Genomic DNA, 23931 nt, shown 5'->3' on the forward strand with positions numbered 1-23931 from the left:
ATAATGACTACAGTAACAAAAGGTATTATTCTGGCAGGCGGTTCAGGTACCCGTTTATACCCAATCACCAAAGGCGTTTCCAAGCAGCTTTTACCAATCTACGATAAACCTATGGTTTATTATCCTTTGTCTGTTCTGATGCTTGCAGGTATTCGTGAAGTACTGATAATCAGTACTCCAGACGATATAGATGGATTTAAGCGGTTACTGGGTGATGGCTCACAGTTTGGTATTGAATTACATTATGAAATTCAACCCAGCCCAGACGGTTTAGCGCAGGCATTCATTATTGGTGAAGACTTCATTGGTGACAGTAACGTTTGCCTGGTTCTTGGCGATAATATTTTTTATGGTCAGGGTTTCACACCAATGTTACGTCAGGCAGTTGCACGGGAAAAGGGTGCGACAGTGTTCGGTTATCAGGTTAAAGACCCTGAGCGTTTTGGCGTGGTTGAGTTCGATGAGCAGAAACGGGCAGTTTCACTTGAAGAAAAACCTGAACATCCGAAGTCCAATTTTGCAGTAACGGGGCTTTACTTCTACGATAATGAAGTCATTCAGATTGCGAAGCAGGTGAAGCCTTCTGATCGTGGTGAGCTGGAAATTACAACTGTAAATCAGATCTATCTGGAAAAAGGTAATCTGAATGTTGAGTTGCTCGGACGTGGTTTTGCATGGTTGGATACTGGAACACATTCGAGTCTACTTGAAGCAGCACAGTTTGTTGAAACGATAGAGAAACGCCAGGGTTATAAAGTCGCCTGTCTGGAAGAGATCGCACTCAATAACGGATGGTTGAGTAAGCAGCAGGTGTTATCCATTGGGCAGAGCATGAGTAAAAATGACTATGGACAGTATCTGATCTCTTTGGTGAATGAGTAATGATGAGTCTTATAAAGTTAATTGATTTACCTGATCTGGGAGATGACAGAGGCGGTCTGGTTGCAATTGAGTCAAACCAGTCGGTCCCGTTTGAAGTCAAGCGACTGTATTATATTTTTAATACAACGGACAGACCCCGTGGTTTTCATGCACATATAGAGCTGAAGCAGCTGGCGATATGTCTTAAAGGAAGCTGTCGTTTTATACTCGATGATGGTAAGTCAAAAGAAGAAATTCTCCTGGATACCCCATTACAGGGGTTATATATTGATGGAGTTGTCTGGCGGGAAATGCATGATTTTTCTGAAGATTGTGTTCTCCTGGTACTTGCAAGTGAACATTTCAGCGAAGCAGATTATATTCGGGATTATCAGGACTTTTTAAAGGCAGTGCAGAATGGAAATAGAATTTGATCAACTGAGAGCTGGAACAGTTCATTTCAGGCTGGTGGAAGAAGAAGATGCTGCTTTCATTTGTGGCTTAAGAAATAATCCTGTACTGAATAAGCATATCTCACAGTCGTCAGCTGTCGTTGATGAGCAAAGAGCATGGATTAAGACTTATAAAAACAGGGAAAATCTTGGACAGGAATACTACTTTATCATCTGTAGAAATGATAACAATCTTCCTGTGGGTACGATCCGATTATATGACTTTCAGCTAAACCCGAAGAAATCATTCTGTTGGGGAAGCTGGATATTAAATGAGAACAAACCACGCTTTGCTGCCATTGAAAGTGCATTGCTGGTATATAAGTTCGCATTTGAGCAACTGAAATTTGAACAGTCTCATTTTGATGTGCGTAAAGAAAATACCGGCGTACATAACTTCCATATGAGACTGGGTGCTCAGCATATTGATGGAAATGAGCTGGATAATTTTTATATTTATCCGTCTTCAAAATATTATGAAATTCTGAATGAATATCAGAAGTTTCTGGGTTAAGGCATGCAGACGCTAAAGATTGAAAATATTAAAGTTGGCGATAAAGCTGAATTACAGCGCTGTTTCAGTGCTGAAGAAGTAACAGCATTTTCCAGACTGTCAGGAGACATTAATCCTGTACATCTTGATGAGGAATATGCATCAAATACGATGTTTGGTTCAAGAATTGTGCATGGTGCGCTTGCTTCCAGTATTTTTTCTACTATTTTTGCAAACACTTTACCAGGTCCTGGTTGTATATATCTGAAATCAGAAAATAAATTTCTGAAACCTGTTTATCTGAATGACATTGTGGACTATCAGGTTGAGGTCGTTGAGATTAACAGTGAACGCAAAAAAGTGATATTTGAGACCCGTGCTTTTATTAATGGTAAAACGTGTATAGCTGGGACAGCAGAGTTATACATTCCAGGTGAATAATCAGATGACAATTCCATTTTTAGATTTAAAACAGATAAATCAGCAGTATCGTTCAGAACTGGTTGAAGCATGCACGCGTGTGATTGACTCAGGATGGTACATTGGCGGTAATGAACTTGAAAAATTTGAGCAGAATTTTGCAGCATTCTGTGGTGTAAAATATGCAATTGGTGTTGCGAATGGTCTTGATGCACTGATACTTGTTCTTCGTGCATGGAAAGAGCTGGGTAAGCTTAAAGATGGTGATGAAGTCATTGTACCAGCGAATACCTATATCGCGAGCATTCTTGCAATTACGGCAAATAATCTGACACCTGTGCTGGTAGAGCCAGATGCTGGAAGTTTTAATATAGATCCTGAGTCTATTGAAAAAGTTATCACGGATAAAACTAGGGTTATTCTGGCAGTTCACCTTTATGGTCAGCTCGCTGATATGGTTTCAGTCATGTCGATTGCTGACAGACATAATTTGCTGGTGCTTGAAGATTCTGCTCAGGCGCATGGTGCTTCAAAAAATGGAGTCAGAGCCGGTAACTGGGGGCATGCCTCAGGTTTCAGTTTTTATCCAGGGAAAAATCTGGGTGCACTGGGCGATGCAGGTGCTGTCACAACAAATGATGTTGCACTGGCAGATATGCTTAAAGCATTGCGTAATTATGGTTCACATGAAAAGTATAAGAACCTTGTACCAGGTGTAAACAGTCGTCTTGATGAGATTCAGGCAGCAATGCTTGATGTTAAGCTGAAATACCTTGAAGCAGAGATCAGTCATCGTAGACAGATTGCCTCTATGTATATGGAAGGAATTAAGAATCCTTTAATTACATTGCCTCTACAACAGAGTGTGAATGCAACCGAATATGAACAGCATGTATGGCATCTGTTTGTTATACGCTGTGAAAAGCGTGATGAGCTGCAAAAATATTTACTCGATGCAGGCATTCAGACGCTGATTCATTACCCTGTGCCACCTCATAAACAGCAAGCCTATAAGGAAATGAATCACCTCAGTTATCCTTTAACGGAAGAAATTCATCAGCAGGTACTGAGTTTACCTATGGGACCAACGCTGGATATTGAAAGTGTTCAGCAGGTTATTAATTTATGTAATGCATTTAAGTCTTAAAAATGAAAAATTCAGAATTACCTTTGGTTTCAGTTATCATTCCTTGCTATAACCATGAAAAATTTATTCAGGAAAGCATTCAGTCTGTGATAGATCAAACCTATTCACGTATGGAACTGATTGTTATTGATGATGGGTCAAAGGATAATTCTGTACAGAAAATTGAAGAAATGAGGTCTGCCTGTGAAAGCAGGTTTGAGCATTTCCAGTTTATTTTCAGAGAAAACAGAGGATTGAGCAGAACCCTGAATCAGGGGTTGAGCCTTGCACACGGAGACTATTTCAGTACAGTTGCATCTGATGACATCATGTTGCCTGAAAAAACAGTAACTCAGCTGGATGTATTTAAAAAAGATCCATTAATTACAGCTGTTTTTGGTGCACATCAGTATATTGATGATGAAAGTAGGGTCGTCAGTGTAAAAAAAGGAGCATACAGAGAGTTCAGTTTTCAGGAGATCTTTTATCATCAGCATGATATCCCTGCATCATCACAGATGATTCGACTTTCATCTCTGAGGGATATCGGAGGGTATAATGAAAACACAAAAGTTGAGGACTGGGATTTGTGGCTTCGATTAACAGAAAGTGGAGCTAAGCTGGTTTATATACCCGATGTTATTGTTGGCTACAGAATGCACGATAATAACTTAAGCAAAGATAAATCCTTGATGTTTAATGAAGTGTTTAATATTGTACAAAGGTATAAGGATAAAAAAGGCTTTCCTTATGCTGAATATAAAGTTTTTAAGTTTTATAAAATCAGACCTGCTAAAGAAAAAAGTTATTTGCTGTATTTGTGGTTCAGACTGAAATATACACTTCTTTATCTGGCTAAAAGTATCAGTAAATAACAGGGTTTTCTTCGTATATGTTAGGGCAGTGGCTGGTTGATTATGTAAAGTTTAAAGGGTTTAATCTCCCAGGACTTTACTTTACTTTATTGAAGTTCAAAAAAATTTATAAAAAAAGGGTGGTCTGGCTGGATCAGCTGGATCATAGCCACAGAAAAGTAGACTGTGCTGTTCATCCCTGTGTCAGCTATTCACCCGCTATTGATTCTTCTGTTGATGCTGTTAAGGCACACAGCGTAGAGGTTAAGACCTCTTTTTATCATTTCAGCAATGTACTGTTTAACATCCGATCATCAGGTTTTCTTTTGCTGGAGAGTGATACTCTTATTCTGGAGAGACTACCTGAAGTATCTTTGAACTACTGTGATTATTCAGCAGGTTTTATACGGATGCATAGTGAAAGTTATGCATTAATCAGATTAAACAGAAAAAAAATTAAGCTGAACAGAGTACTCTTTTTAGGAGGAAATGGCTGCTTTAACTATTATCATTGGATCATTGAGCTGGCACCTAAAATATTATATTTAAATGAACAGCTTCTGGAAGATTATCCGGTGGATTGTATTGTTTGTGATTCAGCAATTGAAAATACAGCGTCATTCAGGAAAATACTGAAAGCCCTGCTTGCTGTAGCAAAAATTGATTTACCCATTGTATTTGTTGATAAATATGATGAGGTATATGCTGATGAAGTACTTTATATCAGTAATATGAACAATGTTGTATTCAATACTGTTGATAAACTGTCATCGGTTCAATACTCCCATTTTTCACCATCTTTACTGGCAGAAACCAAAAATATTCTGATTCAGTCTGTAAAGCCAGAAAAAGCAGCATATTCCAGAATTTTTCTCGCGAGAAAGGAAACTCAGGCAAGGCTTTATAATCAGGATGAAGTACTTGGCTATTTCATGACTCAAGGATTCCAACCGGTATATCTGGAGGAATATTCATTTGATGAGCAAATTGCTTTATTTGGCGCAGCAGAGTTTATTGTTGGTCCAAGTGGTGCCGCGTGGTCAAATCTGATTTTTTGTCAGAAAGGGTGTAAGGGGATCAGCTGGTTGCCTGAAAAACTGTCTGAGTTTTCAGTATTTTCATCTTTAGCCAAAATTTTTGAATGTGATCTGAGATTTGTAATGACTGATCAGATGGCAGATGAGCAGGACATTCACTCGGATTATAAGGTGAATGTCACAGATCTTCAAAAGTTATATGAGAAGATGAGAGATTAGTTTGTCTCGGTATTGCCTTTCAGTACCAGATAAATCAGTGCGGCAATAATAAAGAAACCTGCAATAAAACTGCTCATACTGAAATAAAGAATGCGCTGGTAAGTATCCAGGTTAAACAACTGATGGTTCAGGATATAACGCATGAAACCCCATTGTACAACTGAGAATACAATAATAATAATGGTATGACGAAGGACAGCAGGACGCATGGCCATGTGGTTTCACCTCTGAATTTAACCCGCTCATTATGTCATTTTAGAGACCGGATCTCAAATTAAAAGCTGTACGGTATTGTATGTGGAAATATGATTGACCAGACTTTATTTTTCAGAGGGACGATGATAAACGTTTTGCTGACCCTCAATATTGCGAAAGCGTCTATAACCCCAGATATACTGCTCCGGTGCAACATCAATCATCTGCTGCATTTCAGCATTTAATGTATCGACCGAAAGCTGCAGGTCTTTAGATAAAATTTCATCAGAGAGTGGTCGACAGTGGACAGTAAATTCTGATCGGTCAGCATTGCGCAGACAGCTTAAACCAAGAACATGACACTGAGTTTTACTGGCAAGTTTGGATACCAGTGTAGTGGATAAAACATGCTGACGATAGAAATCTGAGTAAATGCCACCCGAAGCCTTAGGAATATGATCGGGTAAAATGACCGTTACGCCCCCTTGTTTCAGGTGCTTAAAAATAGCCCGGACACCCGTATCATCTGTAGGTACCAGTGTTGCATTGAATTTCTGACGGGCTTCCAGCATATAGCGGTTAAAGCCTTCCTCTTTTGCAGGTTTGTACATGATAACCGGATTGGCAAATACATTAATCCAGGCATTCAGTAATTCCCAGCTCCCCAGGTGAGGAACGACCAGAATGACTCCTTTTTTACTCGCCAGCGCCTCTTCAAAATAATGGGCACCATGAACTGTTTTTAACAGACTTAAGCTGTATTCGGCAGAATTTCCCCAGCATTTAATAAACTCAAGATAAGTCATGCATTGGCTGCTTAGATTTGCCTGAACCAGCTGCTGGAGTTGTTCCTGATCTAGTTCAGGATAGGCAATCTGCAGATTGACAGTCGTGACTCTGCACATGCTGGAATTAGTGCGATACAGTAACCAGGCAAAAGCAGTCGCAAAAGACTGTAAAAAGTTCAGGGGTAACTGTGCAATCAGTTTAAGGAAAAAATACATAAATAAAATTGCCTGCACGGCACATATTTTTTTGATAAAACACGGATATAAAGCCCATCTGATGCGACAGCGCAGGGAATGTTCAGAAAAGTGTTTTAAAAAATATATTAAAGTTGATATGAAACAATGAGATAAAATCTATTCATCTACTGAAAGAGCAGCTGGAACGAACTGATAAAGCAGTAAGGAAATAAGTTGTCATTGAATGAGTATAAGGGATTGATCATACATTAATTTTTTTTAAATAAGCTATCTGAATATATCATTATGCATTTATATTTCTGAAATATGTTTACTGGTTATCAGTCCGGTTGTGTGATCAATAAAAAACCCTGCACGATGGCAGGGTCTTTACTGATCTGAAAGAATTAAGCTTCTTTTGTTTCAGCTTTTGGTTTTTCACGTAAACGAATACCAAGATCACGCAACTGATTTGGTTCAACTGGTGCAGGCGCTTGTGTCAATGGACATTCAGCTGTTTTGGTTTTCGGGAATGCAATCACGTCACGGATCGAAGATGAACCAGTCATCAGCATCACTAAACGGTCAAGACCGAATGCCAGACCACCGTGAGGAGGCGCACCGAATTTCAGAGCGTTAAGCAGGAAGCTGAATTTCTCTTCGGCTTCTTCTTCACCAATGCCAAGCGCTTCAAAGATGGCTTTTTGCATTTCAAGATTGAAGATACGCAGTGAACCACCGCCGACTTCAGTACCGTTCAGTACCATGTCATAGGCAACAGAAAGTGCAGCACCAGGATTGTTCTTCACTTCTTCAACACTTGATTTTGGCAGTGTGAATGGGTGGTGAACAGATGTCCATTTGCCATCGTCAGTTTCTTCGAACATTGGGAAGTCAACAACCCAAAGTGGTGCCCACTCACAGGTTGCAAGTTTCATGTCGTGACCGACTTTGATACGTAAAGCACCCATTGCATCGTTCACAACTTTAGCTTTGTCTGCACCGAAGAATACGATGTCGCCATTTTCAGCACCAACACGTTTCAACAGATCAAGCACGATTGGCTCGATGAATTTAACGATAGGAGACTGAAGACCTTCGATGCCTTTTTCAAGTTCGTTGACCTTGATATAAGCCAAGCCTTTTGCACCGTAGATACCAACGAATTTAGTATATTCATCAATTTGGCTACGTGGAAGCGAACCTGCACCTGGTACACGAAGTGCAACAATACGACCTTTAGGATCTTTAGCAGGACCTGCGAATACCTTGAATTCAACGTCTTGCATCATGTCTGCAACGTCAACCAGTTTCAAAGGAATACGCATATCCGGTTTGTCAGATGCATAGTCGCGCATTGCGTCTGCATAAGTCATACGAGGGAATTTGTCGAATTCAACGTTTAGAAGTTCTTTGAACATCTTCACTGTTAAACGTTCCATCAGATCCATGATGTCATCGTCACTCATGAACGATGTTTCAACGTCGATCTGAGTAAATTCAGGCTGACGGTCAGCACGTAAATCTTCGTCACGGAAACATTTAGCAATCTGGTAATAACGGTCAATACCACCGACCATCAACAACTGTTTGAACAGCTGTGGTGACTGTGGAAGTGCATAGAAGCTACCGTTAGATACACGACTTGGAACTAAATAGTCACGCGCACCTTCAGGTGTAGCACGTGTTAATACTGGTGTTTCAACGTCCAGGAAACCATTTTCTTCGAAATAGTTACGGATCAGGTTGGTTAGTTTTGAACGGAAACGTAAACGGTCAATCATTTCAGGACGACGGATATCAAGGAAGCGATATTTCAGACGTACTTCTTCAGAAATGTTGGCATTCTCATCATTCAATGGGAATGGAGGAGTTTCAGACGCAGCAAGAACTTCAATTTCTTTACCTAAAACTTCGATCTGACCACTCACCATATTGGCATTTTCGGTGCCTTCATAGCGACGACGTACACGACCAGTGATTTTTAATACGAATTCTGAACGTGCTTTGTCCGCAGTTGCAAATGCTTCTGGGGTATCAGGGTCAATCACGACCTGCACAAGACCGTCACGGTCACGCATGTCAAGGAAGATTACACCACCGTGGTCACGGCGACGGTGTACCCAGCCGCATAAAGTTACGGTCTGGTCAATTTGGGCTTCAGTCAATGAGCCGCAGTAATGAGTTCGCATCATAGCGTTAGAAATCCAACTATATGGGTTAAGGAAGCGGGTACGTAAACAGCGTATCGCCTTTAAAATAAGGTACGATTATGCCTCTTTGAACGTTCAGTCTCAAGGAGCAAAGGGGAAAACTGTGATAAAACGCAAAAATTGCTGAGCTATTCCTGATCGGGATACAGGTCGCTGTGTTTTTATGGTGTGCCTGATATTCAGAATGGAAACGGGGAGTGAGCTTGTATTGCTGCAACTCAGTCCAGGTAGCCATTTTTATCCAGGAACAGAAACAGTGCAGAGCCAAAGCTGAAGACAAGCAGAGCTGCCTGAGTAAATTCGTTAATGGATTTTCCTGTAAAGAAATACAGATCAGAACGCCACAGTTCAGATGAAAAATACTGTGCATAATCCCATACCGAAAAACTGCCTGTACAGACACTCAGTATGATCAGCCAGCGGGCATAATATTTAACTCTGGACTGAACAGGTCGGTACTGACGGTAAGTTTTATAATAATGAACACACATCCACAGTAAAAAGGGCAAAGCCACAAAGGACGTTCCAATCTGAAGAACACGATGCATGGGGTAGGTTACATTGAACAGTGTTACAGGCTGACTGAGAAATTCCCTGAAGGCAAAAGTCCGAAAATCCACATGAGTCAGACCATCCCAGATAATATGTGTTGCCGTTCCCACAATGATGGCAATGACCGTCCCTGCACTGAATTTCAGCAGTGTACTGAAACTGTTCAGATTCAGACTGTGCTGTATGCCCAGGAAACGGTAAACAACAGGTCGGTAAAGCCCATACCACAGTACGCAGAATGCCAGCCCGATCCACAGGTCAATATAAAGAACAGAGCGCCATAGGTGGGTAAAGCCACTGTGATCATTGATAAAAAGGCGGATTAAATCGGGCACCATACAACCAATAGCCAAAGCTCCGGTCGGTAAGGTATACCGGCTGAGTTTGGCAAGTGGTGGGGCAAGCACGGCATGAGAAAGTGTAAACGGCATTAAAAAATCTTTGAAATACATCATGAAAGATAGAAGTGAGCTGAACAGCATAAATGAAAGATAAATGAATAAGCTGTTTTTTATTGCAAAATAATGTTTATGTTATATTATAACATTACTTTAAATTATTCATTCTGACCGCTCATGTTTTATAAGAATCTGATTACGCTTTCCATTTTTGCAATGATTGCACAGGCTGTTTTCGCTGATGAACCATCCAGACAGGCACAGCAACTGGAAACTTTACGCTTTAAAGCACATCCACTTGAACAGAGTGCCGCCGATTTTGCTGTGGCTGATACTGTGCTGAAACATCAACAGTTACAGGAAAAAGGGGTCACGATTGGGGATGCTGTTGGACAGGAAGCTGGTATTTACAGTAATCAGTTCGGCTCAGGTTCAAGCCGACCAGTTATCCGTGGGCAGGATGGTGTCAGAGCCAAAGTTCTGCAGAATACGGCAGATGTAATGGATGCATCGGCATTGTCACCCGATCATGCAGTAACAGTCGATCCTGTTCTGGCGAAGCAGGTGGAAGTGATTCGTGGTCCTTCGACGCTGCTGTACAGTGCAGGAACTGTGGGAGGACTGGTCAATGTCACGGATCAGAAAATCCCGACGCAGATGCCTGAAAAGGGATATGAAGGGCAGGTGGGACTGCGTTATAACTCAGGTAGTGATGAAAAGCTTGCAGCAGCATCTGTAACAGCCGCACTTGGTGATCAGTTTGCTGTACATGTTGAGGGGCTGAAACGAAAGGCAAATGATTATATCGCGCCTGGTTATGTCACTGAGCATATGCATGAGTCTGAAGATGCCAGTGGAAACCATATTCACGAGTTACACAGCGAAAAACATCGCAGAGTCAGCAATACCTTTGCCGAAGGTGAAAGTACAGGTTTAGGACTGTCATGGATTCATGATCGTGGTTTTGTCGGCGTTTCCTATAGCCGCCGTGAAGATCAGTATGGTTTGCCAGGACACAGTCATGAATATGAGTCCTGTCATCCGCATGATGACCATCTGCACTGTGATGGACACAGTGACCATGCCGATGGTCATGATCATTCTGCACATGCACATGATGAAGAAGATCATGCCGGTCCCTGGGTGGATCTGAAGTCTGAGCGTTACGACTTCCGTACTGAACTGAACCAGCCATTTGCAGGTTTTGAAAAGTTACGCGTACATGCTGGCTATACAGATTATAAGCATGATGAGCTTGAAGAAAATGAAGTTGCAACCACGTTTAAAAGTAAAGGATATGATGCCCGACTGGAGCTTGTTCATAACCCGGTAGCCGACTGGGAAGGTGTGCTTGGCATGCAGTACAGCCAGCAGAAGCTGAATATTACAGGCGAAGAATCTTTTCTTGATCAGAATAAAACCCAGAAATGGGGTTTGTTTGCACTGGAACATAAGCAGTTCGGAGATTTCCACGTGGAACTTGGGACGCGGCTGGATCAGCAGAAAATTCAGATTGACTCTGACCTGAAAAACTATGATGACTATGCGCTGTCGTATTCTGGAGCTGTGAACTGGGCGTTTATTCCATCTTATAAACTGTCACTGAATGCATCGCATCAGGAGCGTTTACCACTGGCTCAGGAACTTTATGCGGAGGGTAAGCACCTGGCAACCAATACCTATGAACGGGGAAATGAAAACCTGGATGCTGAAAAATCAGATAATCTGGAAATAGGTCTGCATTATGAAGGAGATCAGCTGAAGTGGCATACACATCTGTATCATAACTGGTTCAACAACTATATCTATGCAGCAACTACTTATGCCTATGAAAATTTCAGGCTTGTAGATTATACCCAGGATAAGGCGAAGTTTTATGGTATTGAGGCAGAAGCGAGCTATGCCTTTAACCCTGTGTTTACGCTGGGGCTGTCCGGAGATTATGTCCGCGGGAAAATTGACGGTATCAATGCTCCTCGTGTCCCTGGTGGACGTATCGGAACACGGGCAGATGTTAAATTCACCGATGGCTGGTCAGGTCAGGCAGAGTTTTACCATGCATTCAAGCAGGACAAAATCGCTGTATGGGAATCTGAAACAGATGGATATAACATGCTGAATATGGGTGTTTCCTACGCAGGAAAGTTCTCACAGGGCAATGATTACCGCATGTACTTCCGTGCAAACAATCTGCTGGATGATCAGGTTTATTCACATACATCTTTTTTATCCAGTATTCCTCAGGTTGGTCGCAATTTTACCGTCGGTGTTGAACTCGGGTTCTGAGAATGGTGACTGTGACAGGGGCTGAAACCTGCCTGTCACAGAATTCCTCTTGAAAAATCAGGTGATAAAACCTAGTCTGAGTACATTGGACTGGGTTTTTTCTTATGCGTATTTTTCAACGGATTCATAAGCAGCTGAACTGGTCACGCAGACGTTATGTCGGTGTGATTGTTGGGTTGCTTGCTCTCGGCTATTTTTCTTCTGCGGTTTATCATGTCTACAAACCATTACCTGAAGGACTGAATGTCACGGGTAAACTCCGACATGCTGATGTTCAGTTTATTGCAGATCAGACCTGGATCGACAGCCAGGGGAAGCAGCAGATGAATCACCAGATTTTCAGTAAAATGCTGAAAATGATTGATGATGCACAAACCACGATCGTGCTGGATATGTTCCTGTTCAACAAGGAAGTCGGTGCATCAGGTTTGGAACAGGAAAAACTGACTCAGCAACTTACAGATGCACTGATCAGTAAAAGACTGACCACGCCAGGCATTGAAATTAAAGTCATTACAGATCCTGTCAACTCGGTATATGGCGGTGTTGCGCCTGAGCATTACCGTCAGTTACGTCAGGCAGGTGTGGATGTCATGGAAACCAACCTGGTTCCCTTAAGAGCTTCAAATCCAGTATGGTCAGGTTTCTGGTATATCTGTTGTCAGGATATTGGCAATAATGCAGAAAAAGGCTGGTTACCAAATCCTCTTGGCACAGAAAAAGTCACATTACGCAGTTACCTGAATCTGTTTAACTTCAAAGCCAATCATCGAAAAACACTGGTTGTGGATACTCCGAACGGGTGGGAAACACTGGTGACCTCCATGAACCCCCATGACGGCAGTTCACGTCATTCCAATGTTGCACTGGTGGTAAATGGTCAGACGGCACTGGATATTCTGAAAACTGAACAGACGGTTGCCCATCTATCTGGCGGTGACATGCCTGTGGTGATTGCGGGAGAGTTTGATGGCGCTGAAACTTTGCCTCAGGTACAGGTACTGACCGAAAAGGCAATTCTGGATGCGACACTGAAGCTGATTGAATCTGCGGATAAAAATGACCACATTGACCTGGCAATGTTCTATCTGTCAGAACGGAATATAGTGAAATCGCTGATTGCCGCCAGAGCGCGGGGCGTGCAGATGCGGGTTTTACTTGATCCCAATAAAGATGCTTTCGGACGTCAGAAAAATGGTATTCCAAACAGACAGGTGGCGTCTGAATTACATGATGCAGGGATTGATGTCCGCTGGTGTAATACTCAGGGTGAACAGTGCCACAGCAAAATGATCGTAAAACGTCATGTGCAATCTGCGGAAATGATTTTAGGTTCAGCAAACTTCACGGCACGTAATCTGAAAAATTATAATCTGGAAACTGATTTACGCATGCTTGGAAATACCCAACAGCAGGTTTTTGTGGATGCAGATCAGTATTTTAATACGGCCTGGTCCAATTTGAATGGTCGTCAGATGAGTGTGGATTATGCAAAATATGCGGATGAATCCAGGTTGAAGTACTGTGTATATCGTTTTATGGAGTGGAGTGGGCTGTCGACTTTTTAATGACCACTCCCTGACCCTCTCCAGAAAGGAGAGGGAGCTTCTTCACTTGCGCTGTAACAGCTCAGGGAGAAGGTTGGGATGAGGCTGATTATGGTTCTGGATTAGGCGGAACCAAAGTATCCAGGTCTTTATCTGACATCTGATCCAGTTCTTTGATATCGGTTTTAATTTTCCAGCTGCTGTCATCATCTACAGGCTGTGGTAAACGGGCTTCGAGCCAGTCACAGATAATATCCGGTGGAAAATCTGCATGATTGCACTGAATCACCCAGGACAGAAACTGTTTTGCATCACCATTCATATATGGTGGTGGTGATACAGGCAGAAACTGAGTCGGCAGGCGTTCATTTTTAGAAATATAATTCAGGACATGCCCTAGTTCCTGTACAGTCTGCCATGCCAGCGGATGTTCGGTATCAATCTGAAACTTGAACCACCATGCGTGTTTACCATCAGAACCATAGGCATCAATCCGGTTTTTCTGTACGCTCGGAACTTTGCAGAAAAATTGGTGCAAGCGGTCAAAACTTAAATCAGACACGTTGTATGATCCAGTAAAAAAGAATTGATTTTAGCATAACCGATTTTTGATACCGATGGTCTGAGGGAAATTGCAGGACATCTGTTTATCCTTTACAAATATTTTCAATAGAATGTTTTTTATCCATTTTTTATTCAGAACACACAGGTACACTTCTGATATACCTACTGTGATGGAGGCTTTTCAAATGAAAGTGTCAGTTTTATCTGCGGTCAGTAGCATGATGCTGTTGGGAGCGTCCATGTCAGCAATGGCAGAAACAAACCGCTGGGCAAGTTATGGCAGTGTGGATACGACCCGTCAGTATCATGGACAGCATTATCCGCCAAACAGACCCGTGTACCCTCATAGACCGCCTCAGCATTATCCTCAACATCCATCTTACTGGGGGCAGCCATCGGTCAGACCGGGTTTAACCATCACTTATCAGGGACCAACTACGGTTTATCATGATCAGCAAAGCTATAGCTTTGTAAATGGTGATCCGGTGGGCAGTTCAATTCACAGCTCCACTCATTCTGTGGTTGTGGACTGGCAGAACCGTGGCTTACCTGCGCCACCCCGAGGCATGTACTGGGGTTTTGAAAACGGCAGATATATACTGGTGCCGACGAATTAAAAAAATCCCCCATTTCAGGGGGATTTTTTATCAGGCCAGTTCATCATCTTCAGGACGCGGTGTTTTTCCATGTGGCAGCGGTTTTTCAGTGTGTTTGTCACGTATAACAGATGGATAGGTCCATGAAGCATAACGCACAATTAAAACAGCCACCGCCAGAATCAGAATCGAACCTGTGATAATCACCTGATCCATATCGGCTTTATGGTCATGCTGAATATCTGAAATAAGCAGTCGGGTCAGGGCAGTGATGGCAATATAAATCAGGAAACGCACGGGCATGTGGTTGGTTTTAAAGTAGATGCCCACCATTGCACCCAGTTCCAGATAAATAAATAACAATAGAATGTCATCAATACTTGCGTATTGTTTGATGGTCAGAATTTCAATAATAGTATGTATGGCTGACCAGGCAATCATACAGCCAATAATAAACAGGGCAATATAATGAAAGGCTTCAACTGCAATATTGCCCAGTTTGTCGAGGAGGTTTTCTATTTTCTCTATACGCGGATCTTTGTTCATTCCATCCTCCATTTATGATGTTCTCAATGCATTAAAAGTTTAATCACATTAAAAACCATGCAAATTTCATGCACATGAAAGAGAAATGAATATTGCTGGATTTAAAAATCATCATTTTTGATGTTATGTTATTTCTGCACACATAATCTGATGACAATAAAAATGTATATGCCGACCCATTTCAAACAGGAAAATCTGACCGAGCTTTTTGAGCTGATTGAACATCATCCACTGGCGAGTGTTATGGTGATACATGAGGGAGAGATTGAAGCCAGTCATCTTCCTTTTGAGCTAGATCGTTCTGTAGGTGAGTATGGCGTTTTGCGTGGGCATATTGCCAAAGCCAATCCATTATTTACGTTGCTTGAAAATCCACAGCCTGTCTATGTGATTTTTCATGCCGATCATGCCTATATTTCACCCAACTGGTACGAGGGCAAGCAGGAGCATCATCGGGTCGTTCCGACATGGAACTATCGGGTAGTGCATGTTAAAGGCACGATCCGTAAAGTCGAGGATGACAGATACTTACGGGGGGTACTGGCTCGTTTGACTCGAACACATGAAGCTACTCAGGAGCTTCCCTGGAAAATGGGGGATGCACCCGAAGACTTTATTCAGGAACAGTTAGAGAAAATTGAGGCAGTAGAAATTGAAATGGATTCCATCATCGGGAAATTCAAAGTCAGTCAGAATCGTAGTGCAGCAGATGCTGAAAGAGTGGCGACTGCTTTGGAAGACAGGAATCCCGAAATGTCGGAGTCGATCCGTAAATATTATCCTGAAGTTTGATTGCTGAAATAATACATTTTTAGCCCACTGTCAGTGGTAAGTTCAAAATGGGAAAAAGTTTTTTCAAACCTGATGACTGCTGAAAAGGATAAAAGGATGAAAATAAGACCAATGATCCTGAGTGCCAGCTTTGTACTGTGTTCTCCATTGCTGCATGCAGAATCTATCAGGATACCCACAGTATCTGAGGTAAAACAGGCAACAGTGGAACTGTTGGGCAAAGAAATAGGTGCAATGATTTCGGAGCTGAAACTGGGAACATGTATTTTTGCCGTTAAACCGACTCATCCAGGTCAGATTGCCTGTACTCTGACAATCAGACTGGGAGCAGCGACCAATGAAACACAATCTGATTTTTATCAGAAAAAGGGTAAATGGGTTGCTATGCCGAGTGAGTCTCAGGATAAATTACCATTTCCAGACCCTAAACTTCAGTAAGCCATAAATAAAAATGCCTGCACTGCTGGCCGTTCAACATTTCTCAGTCGGGGTAAAACGTGGCGATGAAATATAGCCGAAAAACAATAGTCAACGCTTTGCTGCTTGCTCCATTACCGCTGATTTTACTGAGTGCATTGTCCATTATGATTGTGAACAGTGAATATCGTCTGGATTCAGTTTTTGTGATTTTTGCAGGGCATGCACTTGTTTATCTGGCTTATTGTGTTTTAACGGTACCCTTTACTTTTCTGATTTCTATCGGGCTGAATCATTATTCAGCACTTAACTTTTTTACTATCTGTATCAGTTCACTGGTTATTTCCACCGCTTTTTTTATTCTTGTGATATGGGGTCATACAGGGCAGGTATTGGGGCATTGGGAAGAAGTGTTTAATCATGGTTTTACAATAATTACAGCACTTATTTCGGGCTTTTTTTACTGGCTGTTTCTGACTGTATTAAGGAACAGGAGCACTGAAAATAATGAACAGAAAGTTTGAAATTTCATCAGAATAAACAGAAGACTCTGAAAGTAAAAATGCCCTCAATGGGATCCATTCAGGGCATTTTTAACCGCATGGCTGGCTAAAGATTAAGACTGATTAGTGAAATAATCTTCAGAGAAGTTCATGATCACTTCAGAACCTGCTTTCACTTTGGTAATACGCAGTGCCAGCGCTGGCAGAATACGCTGTACAAAGTACAGTGCCAGTGCCAGTTTGTTCTGATAGAACTCGCCATCTTTTGATTTTGCTGCCTGAGCAATACGGGCAAACATGTATGAGAAGCTCAGCAGACCGACAGCATGCAGATAATCGACAGCAGCAGAGTTCGGGAACTCATTGTTTTCAGCTGCCTGAGCCAGGATGTAACGGGTCACATCTTCAACTTCAGTTGCAGCATCAAGCGTTGCATCTTTAATGAAATTCAGGTCAGCATCAAGTGCGTTGGCAAAGTCACGGATTTCCTGAATATATTCAGCGATGAATTCACCGTTACATTTAATGGTTTTACGACCGATCAGATCCTGAGACTGAACACCGTTGGTACCTTCATAAATCTGTGCAATACGCAGGTCACGGACACACTGTTCCATACCCCATTCACGGATAAAGCCATGACCACCAAACACCATCTGAGCATCAATCGCTGCATCAAATGCTGTATCAGTTAAATATGCTTTTGCAATTGGTGTCAGCAGGGCAACACGGTTGTTGGCAGCAGCAACAGCTTCAGGGTCTGTAGAGAATTTGGTGATGTCCAGCTGCTGACCAACATAAACAGCAAATGCACGGGATGCTTCATTGTTTGCACGGGCATTTAACAGCATACGACGTACATCACCGTGTACTAAAATACTGTCAGCTGGTTTTTCAGGTGATTTTGCACCTGTAGCAGAACGACCCTGTAAGCGGTCAGTCGCATACTGTGCTGCATTCTGGTAGGCATATTCAGAAGCCCCCAAACCCTGAATACCCATAGACAGACGTTCGTAGTTCATCATCACGAACATTGCTGCCAGACCTTCATTCTCTTTGCCGACCAGGTAACCTTTTGCTGCATCGAAGTTCATGACACAGGTCGCAGAAGCCTTGATCCCCATTTTGTGTTCAATGGAACCAGGACCTGCTGTATTGCGCTCGCCCAGTGAACCATCCGCATTGACAATGAATTTAGGTACGATGAACAGGGAAATACCACGTGAACCTGCTGGAGCATTCGGAGTTTTCGCCAGTACCAGATGAATAATGTTTTCTGACAGATCGTGATCACCACCCGTAATGAAGATTTTTGTACCGGTGATGTTGTAAGTACCGTCAGCATTTGGCTCTGCTTTTGTTTTAATAATACCTAAGTCAGTACCTGCATGTGGTTCAGTCAAACACATGGTACCTGACCATTCACCTGTATACATTTTCGGTAAATAGGTTTCTTTTTGCTCTTGAGATGCATAGCTGTTCAACGCCATACCTGCACCCACAGAAAGAAGCGGGTAGAGCATGAAAGATGGGTTGGTGGCGAACAGCATTTCATCAGACAGTACGGTCAGCATTTTTGGCATGCCCTGACCGCCCCATTCTTCATCCGCACCCAGACCAATCCAGCCACCTTCGGCATACTGTTTAAATGCTTCTTTAAAGCCAACAGGCGTGGTGACTGCACCATTTTCATAGTGAGCACCTTCTTCATCACCTGTACGGTTCAGAGGCAGGGTCACGTTCTGTGCAAATTTTGCCATTTCTTCAAGGATGGCTTCAGCTGTTGCTGCATCCAGATGTGCAAGATTTTCATTGCTCTGCCAGAACTGTTCAGCATTGAAAACGTCATTCAGAATGAATTTCATATCTGCAAGAGGTGCATTATAAATTGGCATGTTTGTCCACCTGTCTGTTTTTTAAATCTGTTGATATCCGTCAGTCTACTGTATTTATATGTCATAAATCAGACGACTCAGACTGAATATGTATCGGTATATTGTGTGTCTTTATAAAGAAAAAGGACAGTCAATGCTATGACTGTCCTTTTCAGAAAGCTGAACTCATGAGTTCAGCTTTTTATGCAGTCCGGATCTGTTTGCACAGACCGGAGCAGTTTACTTAGAAAGCAAAATGTTCTGCATCAAGGGCCATCATAGGCTCTAAACCACCTGAGATCACATCAACGTGTGAACGTACACGTGGCAGGATTTTCTTGAAGTAGAAACGTGCAGTCGTTACTTTTGCATTGTAGAAGTCTACATCTGTTGTACCTGCTGCCAGTGCTTCCTGAGCAACAAGTGCCATACGTGCCCACAGGAATGCAAGTGTTACATAGCCTGAGAAGTACATGTAGTCTACAGCAGCAGCACCGACTTCATCAGGATTCTGCATTGCACGCATACCGATCTGCATGGTCAGGTCGCCCCATTCTTTGTTTAAAGCAGCCAGTGGCTCTACAAGCTCTTTTAAGCCTGCATTGTCTTTGTTTGCTTCTACAAATTTATGGATGATTTTAGTGAAGTCTTTCAGCATAGCGCCCTGAGTACCCAGTACTTTACGACCTAACAGGTCAAGTGCCTGGATTTCAGTTGTACCTTCGTACAGACATGAAATACGGGTATCACGAACAATCTGTTCCATACCGTGTTCAGAGATAAAGCCGTGACCACCAAATACCTGTACGCCGTGTTTCGCAGATTCAGAACCTGTTTCAGTTAAGAATGCTTTAGCAATCGGAGTCAGCAGGGACAGGATGTTGTCTGCAAATTTACGCTCTTCTTCAGTTGCACCCTGTTCAACAATATCAGCATACTGGGACAGGAAATAAACCAGTGCACGACCGCCTTCAGCAAATGATTTCTGAGTCATCAGCATGTTACGGACAGCAGGGTGAACGATAATTGGATCAGCTTCTTTTTCAGGTGCTTTAGGACCAGACAGTGAACGCATTGCCAGACGGTCTTTGGCATAAGCTAAAGCACCCTGGAATGAAGATTCAGAAGCAGTCAGACCCTGTACAGCAGTACCGATACGTGCAGTGTTCATGAATGTGAACATGCAGTGTAAGCCTTTGTTTTCAGGTCCAATCAGGAAGCCTTTAGCGTTATCAAAGTTGATGACACATGTTGCGTTACCATGAATACCCATTTTGTGTTCGATTGAACCACAACGTACGCCATTACGGTCACCTACAGTGCCGTCAGCATTGACATTGAATTTAGGTACGATGAACAGTGAGATACCTTTAGTACCTTTAGGCGCGCCCGGTAAACGTGCCAGAACAATGTGAACAATGTTCTCAGCCATATCGTGCTCACCAGCAGAGATAAAGATTTTCTCGCCAGAGATTGCATAGCTGCCGTCAGCCTGTGGTTCAGCTTTAGAACGGATAATACCTAAGTCAGAACCTGCATGGGATTCTGTCAGACACATGGTGCCTGTCCATACGCCTGAAACCAGGTTTGGTAAATATGTTGCTTTCTGTTCAGCAGAACCGTGATGTTCAATGGTACGTACCGCACCATGAGACAGACCAGGGTACATGCCCCATGCCCAGTTTGCAGAACCGACCATTTCAGAAACAGCAGTTGCTAAAGAACCAGGTAAGCCTTGACCGCCATGTTCTTCAGGAACAGAAAGAGAAGGGAAGCCAAGCTCTACATATTTGTCATACGCAGCTTTAAAGCCTGTTGGAGTTGTAACTACGCCATCATTCCAGGTACAACCTTCACGGTCACCGGTCTGGTTCAGTGGAGACAGTTCGTTTTCACAGAAGTCTGCACCAGCTTCAAGGTATTGATCCACCAATTCACGGCTTACTGTGTCCTGGAAAGCAGGAAGTTTTGAATAGTGCTCTTCAGCATTTAATAATTCATGCAAAACGAATTGCATATCACGTAAGGGCGCTTTGTATTGTGGCATATCGGTTTCCTCAATACTGGTTAAACCAGATTTATAATCTTAAATAAATATTTCACGTGTCTTCACTGACACGTATGAGAATGGTTCAATCGTGCAACATCTTCTGATCAGGTACAAGCATTTCAGGTGTATTTACTGGTGACTGTTAAGTCAAAGATTTTTATCCTGAAACAGCTAAGTGTATTGAGTGTAAACAGTTTTGTGGTGTTTTCCATGACACAAATGGTCAAAAAACGTAAGAAGATGTGAATGCTCCATAAAGCAGAATAAATGCTGTTCAGGTTCGGTTGTCCGAAAGAGAGGGAATAACCCTGTAAAAAATAAGGCTCTTATTTCAGAGCCTTATTTTTATGTGCTTTTATGATGATGGGTTCTGATCAGAGAAACAGACCACAGTGTTTTGCCTGTGGATTGATCGGTTTCCCATCTTTACAGTAACGTTCGAGATAAGCGATGGCATCCTGAAGCGTTTCAGTATCTTCAAATTCCACAGTAACCTGTTTACTGTCAGCTGGAATGTTGATGGTCCGACTGACCTCATGCCATTTATTGCCGTAGAAACCACCCAGTAACATCGTTGCTTCCAGTGCTCTGTCTGGCAGTTCAACTTTGACCTGACCATTGTCTGAAACCACAGTGCTGATATCACCATAAACTGGATAATTTTCACCGCCATTGGAAGTTGGAATATAGGAATGCGTAATCAACAGGCTGGCATTGGCTGGAGTCAGTGTCAGCAGCTGCAGCTGGCGCAACAGATTATTTTTCTGATTGTTCAGCCATTTGTTCAGAATGTACTGGTAACTTTCTGCATTCAGGTGGAAAACAGGAGATGAAACACCATCTGGATGTGTGTATTGCAGCAGTTCAGTTTTTGCTGTAGAGCTGAGTCCCATATTGTTGACCAGTGTATTCATATCTTTATAACTGAGGAACTGATTGATTTTCAGTTTCGGCAGAATGGTGACGGTACGTCCTGAACCTGCCAGACCTGATGTATCAAGCGTGACATCTGCACATGAGTTCAGTGGTTTTGATTGGACTCTGCCAGCAAAACTCAGATCCAGTTTTCTGTTTTTAGGTATGCCTGTGACAGTCAGTGGTGACGCGACAATTTTTTCAGCTGTTTTGTCCCATTGGTAATAATTGAAAAATGAAAGATAGCTTTGCGTTGCTTTGAATGCAGTGATTGTGCTGGTGGTCCAGTAATCACCTGCAAAAAACGGTGTGGATGGTTTGATCTGAAAACTGTCAGGGCAGTATTCCAGCGGAGGATAAGCCGCAATAAACTGTTCATCCAGCAGTACGGTGACGTCCGAACATGAACCTGCAGGTTTCTGCACAGATGCAACTTTGTTTTGTGGTGCCAGACCACCTGCATAAACATTCAGCGTGACCGCTCTGTTTTTAGGTATCTGACTCAGTACCCGGGACTCATTTTCTATCAATAGAGCCTGAAAGCGGTTACTGGATTCATACACATAAAGATGCCCATCGTCATAATGGAATGGCTGAGGGAAATGCATCTGAACATCATTTGGACAGTATTCAGCAGGAGGATTCTGATCCAGAAATTCCTGAGTCATTTTTATAGTTACAGTGTCAGCACATTTTCCTGCTGCACGTGAAGCCTGACCTACCGTTTTGCCTGAGGTGTCTTTGACCTGATATTCAACATTGTTACTGATAAATGTACCCAGTGAATAAATAAAACTGTCAGGGCCAGTCACCATGGCGCGCTGAGCAAACTGCCCACTCACATAAGTCTCTAAGGTCAGTGGCTCAGTCTGATAAAAATTATTTTCAAAGCGGACACGGGTATTGTAGCAGATGGCTGGTTGCGCTTCAGGAATGATCCAGTCCAGGTTCCATATGGAAAGATGGTTCACCTGATAGCTGACGCTGTAAGAACCGTTTGCATTCTGGACAAACTGACCGATGGTTTCCTGCTGCCAGAGACCGGTCTGTTCATTATGACTCCATACCGGAATCGTTTCACCTGCACGAACAGGAGCACCTGTTTCAGGGTTGATGACACCAAAAGGAGTCTGAATGGTCATACTGCCTTGCTTACTCAGCAAATGTGCTTTACGTCCTTTTTCATCCACAATATCCACTGCCAGCAAGCCTGCAGTGACAAATTTACCTGCTATTTCAGTCTGACCTGAACCATTGTTCATCAGTACGGCTGCCTGGTTAAGACCTCCTGGAAAGAATTTTTCAATATCAGGCATGACCGGGCTGAAATAACCGACACTGACACGAAGTTTTCCTTCGAGGACTTTGCCCTGTGCATCTTTGAGCTGGCTTCCGGCAGGCAGACTGAAACTGCCACTTGCGCCCTGAGAGGCAGGGTCAGCAGTTGTTGCAGTCAGTTGTATTGCGCCTGACAGTACCCCAGCAGAAGCGGTCAGATTATTCTGCTGCTGAACAGCTGCTCCCTGAGGTGGAGCCGTTTTACTGATCAGATAAATTTTCTGAACAGCAGGTGCTGCTCCTGTGTAGCTGATGGTGATGCCTGAACTGAAATAATCATCTGAACTGGCCGTCAGTCGGAAGGTGACCGGAGTGTTTGCACTTGCAGATTTTGTTGCGCTTTCTTTTAAATAGACAGTTGCAGTACCGTGTCTGATGGCAGAACCAATACTGGCATCCTCATAGACGTTCTGACCGGAAATGCTGTCGTCCGCACTGAGCGTTATTGTAGAACGCACAGGCTGACCGGTTGCTGCATCAATCAGCTGTACAGTAATGGGAACACGCTTCCCCATAACGTCGAGCTGGGCAGCGATCTGATCATCCTGCACCGTTGAACCGGACTTTCCACCGCCATCACAGGCACTCAGATGCAGACTGCATATCACGGCAGTCAGTAGGCTTAATTTATATTTCATGGACCGAAGACCCCGTTTATAGTTATAAAGTCAATTTTTTGAAGTACAGTAGATATATCTTTGTAATTAAATGAAACTTC

At 42.8% G+C, this 23931-nt stretch carries 22 protein-coding genes; 13 read left to right on the forward strand and 9 right to left on the reverse strand.

What is annotated here, in order from left to right; genetic code table 11:
- Positions 1 to 3: 3 nt before the first annotated feature.
- The 7 genes from rfbA to CDG60_RS03835 all read left to right on the forward strand — a co-directional run bounded on the left by rfbA (position 4) and on the right by CDG60_RS03835 (position 5462).
- A complete protein-coding gene (gene rfbA, locus CDG60_RS03805) occupies positions 4 to 882 on the forward strand; it encodes a glucose-1-phosphate thymidylyltransferase RfbA (RefSeq protein ID WP_087513148.1) in 879 nt (292 codons plus the stop codon).
- The gene (locus CDG60_RS03810; protein ID WP_227542920.1) at positions 882 to 1295 is read left to right on the forward strand and encodes a sugar 3,4-ketoisomerase; all 414 of its coding nucleotides are present in this window, start codon (positions 882 to 884) and stop codon (positions 1293 to 1295) included. Before rfbA ends, CDG60_RS03810 begins: the two co-directional genes overlap by 1 nt.
- Complete coding sequence (locus CDG60_RS03815; protein ID WP_087513150.1) at positions 1279 to 1827, forward strand: GNAT family N-acetyltransferase; 549 nt, start codon at positions 1279 to 1281, stop codon at positions 1825 to 1827. Before CDG60_RS03810 ends, CDG60_RS03815 begins: the two co-directional genes overlap by 17 nt.
- A gap of 3 nt (positions 1828 to 1830) precedes the next feature.
- Complete coding sequence (locus tag CDG60_RS03820) at positions 1831 to 2247, forward strand: MaoC family dehydratase (protein WP_087513151.1); 417 nt, start codon at positions 1831 to 1833, stop codon at positions 2245 to 2247.
- 4 nt (positions 2248 to 2251) lie between these two features.
- A complete protein-coding gene (locus tag CDG60_RS03825) occupies positions 2252 to 3373 on the forward strand; it encodes a DegT/DnrJ/EryC1/StrS family aminotransferase (RefSeq protein ID WP_087513202.1) in 1122 nt (373 codons plus the stop codon).
- A 2-nt stretch (positions 3374 to 3375) separates the two neighbouring features.
- On the forward strand, positions 3376 to 4227 hold the full coding sequence (locus tag CDG60_RS03830; protein ID WP_087513152.1) for a glycosyltransferase family 2 protein: 852 nt from the start codon (positions 3376 to 3378) through the stop codon (positions 4225 to 4227).
- A gap of 389 nt (positions 4228 to 4616) precedes the next feature.
- Positions 4617 to 5462 carry a glycosyltransferase family 61 protein gene (locus CDG60_RS03835; RefSeq protein ID WP_227542952.1) on the forward strand — a complete coding sequence of 282 codons (846 nt, stop codon included), beginning with the start codon at positions 4617 to 4619 and terminating at the stop codon, positions 5460 to 5462.
- Here the strand turns inward: CDG60_RS03835 and CDG60_RS03840 are convergent.
- The 4 genes from CDG60_RS03840 to CDG60_RS03855 all read right to left on the reverse strand — a co-directional run bounded on the left by CDG60_RS03840 (position 5459) and on the right by CDG60_RS03855 (position 9818).
- A complete protein-coding gene (locus CDG60_RS03840) occupies positions 5459 to 5677 on the reverse strand; it encodes a hypothetical protein (RefSeq protein ID WP_087513154.1) in 219 nt (72 codons plus the stop codon). The two genes, CDG60_RS03835 and CDG60_RS03840, sit on opposite strands and share 4 nt — an antisense overlap.
- Before the next feature lie 105 nt (positions 5678 to 5782).
- Positions 5783 to 6661, reverse strand: coding sequence for a lysophospholipid acyltransferase family protein (locus CDG60_RS03845; protein WP_087513155.1), 879 nt, complete (start codon positions 6659 to 6661; stop codon positions 5783 to 5785).
- A gap of 368 nt (positions 6662 to 7029) precedes the next feature.
- Complete coding sequence (gene aspS, locus CDG60_RS03850) at positions 7030 to 8817, reverse strand: aspartate--tRNA ligase (RefSeq protein WP_087513156.1); 1788 nt, start codon at positions 8815 to 8817, stop codon at positions 7030 to 7032.
- 236 nt (positions 8818 to 9053) lie between these two features.
- Positions 9054 to 9818 (reverse strand): DUF4184 family protein, encoded by a 765-nt coding sequence (locus CDG60_RS03855; RefSeq protein ID WP_087513203.1) that lies wholly within the window; start codon positions 9816 to 9818, stop codon positions 9054 to 9056.
- A 144-nt stretch (positions 9819 to 9962) separates the two neighbouring features.
- Here CDG60_RS03855 and znuD point away from each other — a divergent pair, with 144 nt between their 5' ends.
- Both znuD and CDG60_RS03865 read left to right on the forward strand, forming a co-directional pair.
- Positions 9963 to 12071 carry a zinc piracy TonB-dependent receptor ZnuD gene (znuD, locus tag CDG60_RS03860; RefSeq protein ID WP_087513157.1) on the forward strand — a complete coding sequence of 703 codons (2109 nt, stop codon included), beginning with the start codon at positions 9963 to 9965 and terminating at the stop codon, positions 12069 to 12071.
- A 104-nt stretch (positions 12072 to 12175) separates the two neighbouring features.
- On the forward strand, positions 12176 to 13639 hold the full coding sequence (locus CDG60_RS03865; protein ID WP_087513158.1) for a phospholipase D family protein: 1464 nt from the start codon (positions 12176 to 12178) through the stop codon (positions 13637 to 13639).
- Between the two features lie 88 nt (positions 13640 to 13727).
- Here CDG60_RS03865 and CDG60_RS03870 read toward each other — a convergent pair whose 3' ends face one another.
- Positions 13728 to 14180, reverse strand: coding sequence for a hypothetical protein (locus CDG60_RS03870; RefSeq protein WP_087513159.1), 453 nt, complete (start codon positions 14178 to 14180; stop codon positions 13728 to 13730).
- A 187-nt stretch (positions 14181 to 14367) separates the two neighbouring features.
- Between CDG60_RS03870 and CDG60_RS03875 the strand changes: the two genes are divergently transcribed.
- Entirely contained in the window at positions 14368 to 14799 is a 432-nt protein-coding gene (locus CDG60_RS03875; RefSeq protein WP_087513204.1) for an RcnB family protein, read from the forward strand.
- A gap of 30 nt (positions 14800 to 14829) precedes the next feature.
- Here CDG60_RS03875 and CDG60_RS03880 read toward each other — a convergent pair whose 3' ends face one another.
- A complete protein-coding gene (locus CDG60_RS03880; RefSeq protein ID WP_087513160.1) occupies positions 14830 to 15324 on the reverse strand; it encodes a phosphate-starvation-inducible protein PsiE in 495 nt (164 codons plus the stop codon).
- Positions 15325 to 15486: 162 nt separating this feature from the next.
- Here CDG60_RS03880 and CDG60_RS03885 point away from each other — a divergent pair, with 162 nt between their 5' ends.
- The 3 genes from CDG60_RS03885 to CDG60_RS03895 all read left to right on the forward strand — a co-directional run bounded on the left by CDG60_RS03885 (position 15487) and on the right by CDG60_RS03895 (position 17057).
- Positions 15487 to 16116 carry an FMN-binding negative transcriptional regulator gene (locus CDG60_RS03885; protein ID WP_087513161.1) on the forward strand — a complete coding sequence of 210 codons (630 nt, stop codon included), beginning with the start codon at positions 15487 to 15489 and terminating at the stop codon, positions 16114 to 16116.
- A 96-nt stretch (positions 16117 to 16212) separates the two neighbouring features.
- Positions 16213 to 16554, forward strand: a complete 342-nt coding sequence (locus CDG60_RS03890; RefSeq protein ID WP_087513205.1) for a hypothetical protein — start codon at positions 16213 to 16215, stop codon at positions 16552 to 16554.
- A 65-nt stretch (positions 16555 to 16619) separates the two neighbouring features.
- Positions 16620 to 17057 carry a hypothetical protein gene (locus CDG60_RS03895; RefSeq protein ID WP_087513162.1) on the forward strand — a complete coding sequence of 146 codons (438 nt, stop codon included), beginning with the start codon at positions 16620 to 16622 and terminating at the stop codon, positions 17055 to 17057.
- A 92-nt stretch (positions 17058 to 17149) separates the two neighbouring features.
- On the opposite strand, the gene CDG60_RS03900 is transcribed toward CDG60_RS03895, so the two are convergent.
- The 3 genes from CDG60_RS03900 to CDG60_RS03910 form a co-directional block, all read right to left on the reverse strand.
- Positions 17150 to 18931, reverse strand: a complete 1782-nt coding sequence (locus CDG60_RS03900; protein WP_087513163.1) for an acyl-CoA dehydrogenase C-terminal domain-containing protein — start codon at positions 18929 to 18931, stop codon at positions 17150 to 17152.
- A gap of 223 nt (positions 18932 to 19154) precedes the next feature.
- Positions 19155 to 20957 (reverse strand): acyl-CoA dehydrogenase C-terminal domain-containing protein, encoded by a 1803-nt coding sequence (locus tag CDG60_RS03905; protein WP_087513164.1) that lies wholly within the window; start codon positions 20955 to 20957, stop codon positions 19155 to 19157.
- Positions 20958 to 21334: 377 nt separating this feature from the next.
- The gene (locus CDG60_RS03910) at positions 21335 to 23851 is read right to left on the reverse strand and encodes an alkaline phosphatase family protein (RefSeq protein WP_087513165.1); all 2517 of its coding nucleotides are present in this window, start codon (positions 23849 to 23851) and stop codon (positions 21335 to 21337) included.
- Positions 23852 to 23931 lie beyond the last annotated feature (80 nt).

The sequence above is a fragment of the Acinetobacter chinensis genome (assembly GCF_002165375.2).
GTDB classification, from domain to species: Bacteria; Pseudomonadota; Gammaproteobacteria; order Pseudomonadales; family Moraxellaceae; genus Acinetobacter; species Acinetobacter chinensis.

Bases quoted from the DNA above. Each gene is read 5' to 3' on its own strand.
- rfbA (WP_087513148.1), top strand. From the start codon at position 4: ATGACTACAGTAACAAAAGGTATTATTCTGGCAGGCGGTTCAGGTACC.
- znuD (WP_087513157.1), top strand. From the start codon at position 9,963: ATGTTTTATAAGAATCTGATTACGCTTTCCATTTTTGCAATGATTGCA.
- CDG60_RS03900 (WP_087513163.1), bottom strand. From the start codon at position 18,931: ATGCCAATTTATAATGCACCTCTTGCAGATATGAAATTCATTCTGAAT.
- CDG60_RS03830 (WP_087513152.1), top strand. From the start codon at position 3,376: ATGAAAAATTCAGAATTACCTTTGGTTTCAGTTATCATTCCTTGCTAT.
- CDG60_RS03855 (WP_087513203.1), bottom strand. From the start codon at position 9,818: ATGCCGTTTACACTTTCTCATGCCGTGCTTGCCCCACCACTTGCCAAA.
- CDG60_RS03910 (WP_087513165.1), bottom strand. From the start codon at position 23,851: ATGAAATATAAATTAAGCCTACTGACTGCCGTGATATGCAGTCTGCAT.
- CDG60_RS03810 (WP_227542920.1), top strand. From the start codon at position 882: ATGATGAGTCTTATAAAGTTAATTGATTTACCTGATCTGGGAGATGAC.
- CDG60_RS03875 (WP_087513204.1), top strand. From the start codon at position 14,368: ATGAAAGTGTCAGTTTTATCTGCGGTCAGTAGCATGATGCTGTTGGGA.
- CDG60_RS03890 (WP_087513205.1), top strand. From the start codon at position 16,213: ATGAAAATAAGACCAATGATCCTGAGTGCCAGCTTTGTACTGTGTTCT.
- CDG60_RS03840 (WP_087513154.1), bottom strand. From the start codon at position 5,677: ATGGCCATGCGTCCTGCTGTCCTTCGTCATACCATTATTATTATTGTA.
- aspS (WP_087513156.1), bottom strand. From the start codon at position 8,817: ATGATGCGAACTCATTACTGCGGCTCATTGACTGAAGCCCAAATTGAC.
- CDG60_RS03905 (WP_087513164.1), bottom strand. From the start codon at position 20,957: ATGCCACAATACAAAGCGCCCTTACGTGATATGCAATTCGTTTTGCAT.
- CDG60_RS03820 (WP_087513151.1), top strand. From the start codon at position 1,831: ATGCAGACGCTAAAGATTGAAAATATTAAAGTTGGCGATAAAGCTGAA.
- CDG60_RS03845 (WP_087513155.1), bottom strand. From the start codon at position 6,661: ATGTATTTTTTCCTTAAACTGATTGCACAGTTACCCCTGAACTTTTTA.
- CDG60_RS03895 (WP_087513162.1), top strand. From the start codon at position 16,620: ATGAAATATAGCCGAAAAACAATAGTCAACGCTTTGCTGCTTGCTCCA.
- CDG60_RS03815 (WP_087513150.1), top strand. From the start codon at position 1,279: ATGGAAATAGAATTTGATCAACTGAGAGCTGGAACAGTTCATTTCAGG.
- CDG60_RS03880 (WP_087513160.1), bottom strand. From the start codon at position 15,324: ATGAACAAAGATCCGCGTATAGAGAAAATAGAAAACCTCCTCGACAAA.
- CDG60_RS03835 (WP_227542952.1), top strand. From the start codon at position 4,617: ATGCATAGTGAAAGTTATGCATTAATCAGATTAAACAGAAAAAAAATT.
- CDG60_RS03825 (WP_087513202.1), top strand. From the start codon at position 2,252: ATGACAATTCCATTTTTAGATTTAAAACAGATAAATCAGCAGTATCGT.
- CDG60_RS03885 (WP_087513161.1), top strand. From the start codon at position 15,487: ATGTATATGCCGACCCATTTCAAACAGGAAAATCTGACCGAGCTTTTT.
- CDG60_RS03865 (WP_087513158.1), top strand. From the start codon at position 12,176: ATGCGTATTTTTCAACGGATTCATAAGCAGCTGAACTGGTCACGCAGA.